The 5,132-nt window shown below is 57.4% G+C and carries 4 protein-coding genes; all 4 read right to left on the minus strand.

The window, feature by feature from the left end:
• Positions 1-1,117: hypothetical protein (locus H5U08_RS09755; protein WP_297032532.1), on the minus strand; the 1,117-nt coding region annotated here is incomplete at its 3' end.
• A 3-nt stretch (positions 1,118-1,120) separates the two neighbouring features.
• Positions 1,121-3,151 carry a hypothetical protein gene (locus H5U08_RS09760; protein WP_297032534.1) on the minus strand — a complete coding sequence of 677 codons (2,031 nt, stop codon included), beginning with the start codon at positions 3,149-3,151 and terminating at the stop codon, positions 1,121-1,123.
• Position 3,152: 1 nt separating this feature from the next.
• A complete protein-coding gene (locus H5U08_RS09765; protein WP_297032536.1) occupies positions 3,153-4,616 on the minus strand; it encodes a hypothetical protein in 1,464 nt (487 codons plus the stop codon).
• 208 nt (positions 4,617-4,824) lie between these two features.
• Positions 4,825-5,132: hypothetical protein (locus H5U08_RS09770; RefSeq protein WP_297032537.1), on the minus strand; the 308-nt coding region annotated here is incomplete at its 5' end.

Genomic DNA, 5,132 nt, shown 5'->3' on the forward strand with positions numbered 1-5,132 from the left:
CATAGACACCCCTGGTGAGCTGGACAGGAACTACCAGCGTGCTCTGTTCGGTCCCATTGGAAACGAATTTCAGCGCCCGACCGCGGAAGTTTTTCGCGTTTCCAGGTCTGGTTGTTGTGATGCTAATGGCCCCTGCATCGAAGTTGTAATTCGCCAACAGTTGAGCCGGATCGCCCGGTACCCCTTCAAAGGTAATGGTGTGCGTGAAGTTCGGCTCTGTCCCGCTCGTCGTGACCGTGATACTGGCCAGTTCGGGGATCTGGCGGAGAGCGCTTTGCACCGCACTCCCGGACGCATTGTAAGCGAGAGGGATTGTGGTATAGGTTTTGCCATCCGCGGCGGTGTATTTGAGGGTGTACCAGCCGCTGGTGGGCGAACCGCTGATCGTGACCTGTTGCTGTTCGACCTCCGACACCTGGACCGTGCTGGAAGATCCGACAATCACAAGCCACTGCGCAGGGCCGCCAGATGTTACTTGTTCAAAGTCCGCATTAGGAATCACCGAATCGCGGGCTTCCAGGAGTCGATAGAACGTCTGGATCCCGGATCCCTTGGGCCAGGTGGCTGAATCCCACTCGGCCGACTCCGCCGAGGCGAGTACCAACTGGGAAGCGTCCTGGTTGTGATAGACGTAGAGATTTTCGGGGACGATGGTGGGACGGATATAGCCGTTGACGTCGCGGACGCCACACACCAGGGCCGGTTGGGGGTTTGTGTTGGAGCCATCGGCGGTGATGGACGCCGATACGGTGGGCTGGGCCACGTAATAGCCCTGGCGCTGCATTTCCTGGATGAGTGCTGCCATCGCCTCCGAAATAGTCACGGCAGCAGGATATTCGGTCTGCACATAGGCTAACAGAAGTTCTTCCACAGCCTTGAGAAGGGAGCCGGTCAGCGCTCTGTCCGTGCTCAGCCAGGAGTTGAGATTAAGGCCCTCCGTGGCCCTCAGGTAACGCAGATTATCGCTCAGTTTCTCTACCGCGGAGATGTAACTCTCCACGGCACTGGGAACGCCAGACCCGTAGGCTCCAGCCAGCGCTTCCCATACCTTGTACGCTTTGCCGAGGAGATTGAACAGCCCATCCTGATTTGTGGCGTCGTAGAGTTTCAGGGCCATGGCTCACTCCGGTGAATACCGATCTTCCACGGAGATCCCTGTCAGTGTCGTGCTTTCTTCCAAAGCCGCCGTGATGCGCCCCGATTGATCGCGCAGCTGCTGAGGGCTTGTCATGGGGAGCATGCCGACATCCAGCGCGGGTGGAGGTGCCTCCAGCTGGTAGACGTACGTTCCGCTCACCTTGTAGGCCAGCTGTCGGGCATCTTTGGTTGGACTGGGAGCATGGGGTGTGAGCTGCTTCCAGACCAAATAGGCCTTGCATTTGTCAGTGACATCATAGGACTCCGGAGCGGCAGGAATTTTTGGCCAGCCGCCGATCCGTTCGGTTTCGAATTCAATCACGCGATAGACGGCAGGCTCAGCAAGGGTCGTGAAAAGGGTCGTGCGTCCGTCCTTGTCTTTCACACTGCGGGGCAACCCCACCTGGTAGGAATCTACATAGTAAGTCGATCGCAGGGCAGCGAATGTGTACATTGTCTGTGGCGTGTAGAGCACGACGGAGTGTTTGGATTCATCCACATCCCCCTCTTCAGTACCGGGCGTCTCGGTGGTGTCCTCAGGTTCGTCCTGTTTGGCCAGGCGGACCTTTTCGATGCGGGGCTTGCTGGTGGCTGCCATGGGAAGATCGTGGTGCCTCTCTGGTTCCTGCAAATAGCAGGAGAGAAGAATAAGGGCTGCCGGAGAGCGTTCTCCATCGTGGGTGAATCCAAACAATCCCGGCAGCGAGCCCGCTGACTTGTCATAGCGGATCTGCCGATTCTTTTTGAAGCGAACAGCAAAGTCGATGGGCCGCCCGATGTACGTCTTTTGGAAATTCGTCATCCAGTCGCCGGGCTGTTGGGCTTTGCCATCAGCGTCGATTCCTGCGGGGAGCATGCGGATTGTCACCGCCACATCAACCGCTTGCCGCTGACCGTAGTAAGTGGTAATGCGCGCGCTATCTAAAAAACAGTTGGCTTTTTCATCGTTGAGTTTGTCCCAGGATCCGAGGGTGACCGATTCGATGATTTTAAAGGCCAGTTGGATCAGCAGTTTGCGGTCCACATGGGGAGGGCCGCCCAACTGGAAATTAGCCGCCAGGCGGCAGGTGAACGCCTCATCAATCATCAGTTCCACGCGTCCGGTCATGGAAGTGGCGGGCCAGGGCGGGCATTCCGCCACCTGGACGTCTACGATTTCGTAATCGCAACTCAGCCCGTCTTCGCTGGAACGATAGGTGATCGATTGACGGACGAAGCTCCGTTCGAGGAGTGGAAAGGCGAGATATCTCCGCAACTGCGGAAGGATCTGGCCGTGCTGTTTCCGCAAAATGTGATCCACAAAGGCTGTCCCCGCTACCGTGATCCGTCCGGCAATCCGCCTCGTGGTGTAAAAATTTTCATCCATCGATTCTTCGATGGTCCAGCGGTTGTTGATCTCCCCACCCCAGCGATGTAAATCGAAGTCCGGCTTTTCGGTGGCCAGATCGGCAAAGGACTTCCCGAAGGGAACGGCCAGCACAGAGGCTTCCACGGTAAATTCCACCTTGGCGATCCCAGTGGCGGGGAAATATTGTTCCACACGGACACCGCGGGGCTTGGGACCATTGGCTACCTCGAGCACCACCGTGTCCGGCTTCCGCGTGCTCAGAGCAGTAACCGCCGGGAATTCGGTCATGGGCATAACCGCCCAAATGGGATAAAGATTGTGCTGGATCTGATTCTGCTGATCGCGAACACGTTCGATGACAAAGTATTCCAGCCAGCGACGGGGTTTATTGAGTTCCGCTATGAGCAGGGGCAGATCGTATTTTCCGATGGGCTGGCCGAGTAGGGCGATGCCGCCTTGTTCGGCTTGTTGGGCGATCTGATCCACGGAGTAGTAGGAGGCCAGCGACTCGCCACCGGGAACGAGAAAGCCTGCCACCACAAGACGGAGGTTAAGGTACAGACGATCCGTGTCACTCGGGTCGTATTTCACGGTAACTTCGTGTGCCCGAGTGTGGCAGTTTAGAATGAGGACATTTCCATAACGCAAAACCGTGACACTGGCCATGTTAGCGTCGGGGCGGTGGTTGCATCGGGCCAAAAGGACGTTCAAAGCGTGGCTGAGGCCGGGCCGGTGGCACCAGACCATGCCAATCGGAGCGGGTCAATCGTCCGAAGAATTCCGCGGCTATACTGGTGCTTTGCTGATTCTGTTCCTCCATCCATTTGTTGAGGTCGATGAGTCCAAAGGTCAGCGTCTTGATCAGTTCGTTGACGGAGCGCGTGATGCGCGTTGTACCATCTCCAATTCGCGCAAGCAGGTGGAGAGTTTGCGTGAGACTGGACATGAGTACTCCTGCAAACAGATTGCGGACGGGGGCCCAGGCCCGCTGGGCATCGGCAAGTGCGTCGGCGAGTTTGCTCAAGGGACCGGATAATGTGCGAACGGACTGGGCCGTGAGGAGGGTTTGCTGATGTTGTAAACGCAGCATGGACCACTGGGCCTGAGGGGCAAACTTCGCCGCCTCCGCATAACGCCCGAGAATTCCCTGAGCGATCCCCTCTACGGCCTTCGATAGGCTGGAGAGCGCCATAGGGGTCACCAACGCGTGCACGAACCAGCGCATGAGACGATTGCCCGTGTTAGACAATTCTTGTGCCGCCTTCTCCTGTTGTTTGAGGGCTTCTGTGTTTTTCTCGGTGGCTTCCGTATTCTTCTCTAATTTCTCAGTGCTGGCCTCCGTTTTCTGTTTGGCCTGGCGAATCGATTCGCTCTCCTGAGGAGATTCCGCAGCGGTCTTCTCGGCAGGAAGTCCTTTTTCCGTGGGTTGCTGTGTGCGGGGAGACGCAGACATCGGGGCACTTTGTGGTCGGGGTGGGGCTGCGATCATGCCGCGAATGGCAGCCACGAACCGAGCCATGGGTCCTTGGGTGAAGCGGACTTTGGGAAGGGGAGGAGGGGTCGGAGGCAATGGAGGTGGGGTCGGGGGAAGGGGCGGTGGCGTCGGTGGTAACGGCGGCGGCACCATCTCTGCCGTTGTCCGTCCCGCTTGTTCGGAGACCTTTTCTTGAGGGACGGAAGTCTTCAGCAGCGAAATTTTGGCGGTCTCCCGTCCCGCTTGTTCGGAGACCTTTTCTTGAGATGTTTCGGTCTGCGTCCCTCCCGTCACCTGTTCGCCGGAAGTCGAGGCACTCCGTTGGCCGCCCCGCAGTTCGGCCAGTTTTCTGGCAAGTTCCCGGGCGTTTTCCTGTTCGGCCGCCGATTCCAGGACGTCTCCTCGCTGGCTGGTGTCGCGGTGTTTTGTCTTCTCTCCATTCGCCTGTTTTCTGCGTTTGGTTTTGTGCTCTTTTTCCTGTTTGACCTGAGTGACGGTCGGTGCTTGACGAGCACGCACAACAACGACTCGCCCTGGTGCACGTCGGGGAGGTGCGGTCAGGGAGCGGAATGCCCGAGCACCGGCTGCGACAACTCGTGGCAGCGCTGCCGCTGCGCTGCGAATGAATCCCAGAAGTGCACTCAGGCCCTGAATCATAGCAACTGACTGAAATCCCAGTTAAATGTATCGAGATTCACATGATCTGGCACGTTAATCACTTGCGTGTTCCACTGCAGTAGCGGATTCTGTTCCCCCTGCTTGTGATCCACTCCTACCGCTACCAATAGCATGGCCCATAGCCCGCGATCGTATGGATCCGCCACGAACGGCAAAATGGAGGTTCCCAAGCTGACCAGGAGCGGGACTATGGGTTGGAACTTTTTTTTTGCGTTTCACACCATTCCTGGAAGATGAGCATGAGCTCGTTGATTTCCTGATAGGAAGCCCCCTGAGGGCCGAGGGGAACCTCGAATATTTCGGCGATGACGCGGTAGGCCCGGTCCAGTTTGCCCGCATCATACTGGCCGAGTTCAGAACTGGCCTGCACTTCCTGAAGTAGTTGGGCGACCTCATCCTGATTGAGTCGAAACAGGATGGGGATGGGGTCCCGCACGTACCAGGTATCCCCGAGTTTGAACACTAAAAACCCGCGCTGTGCGAGTTGTCTGTAAC

The sequence above is a fragment of the Thermogutta sp. genome, from assembly GCF_014359955.1.
Classification (GTDB): Bacteria; Planctomycetota; Planctomycetia; order Pirellulales; family Thermoguttaceae; genus Thermogutta.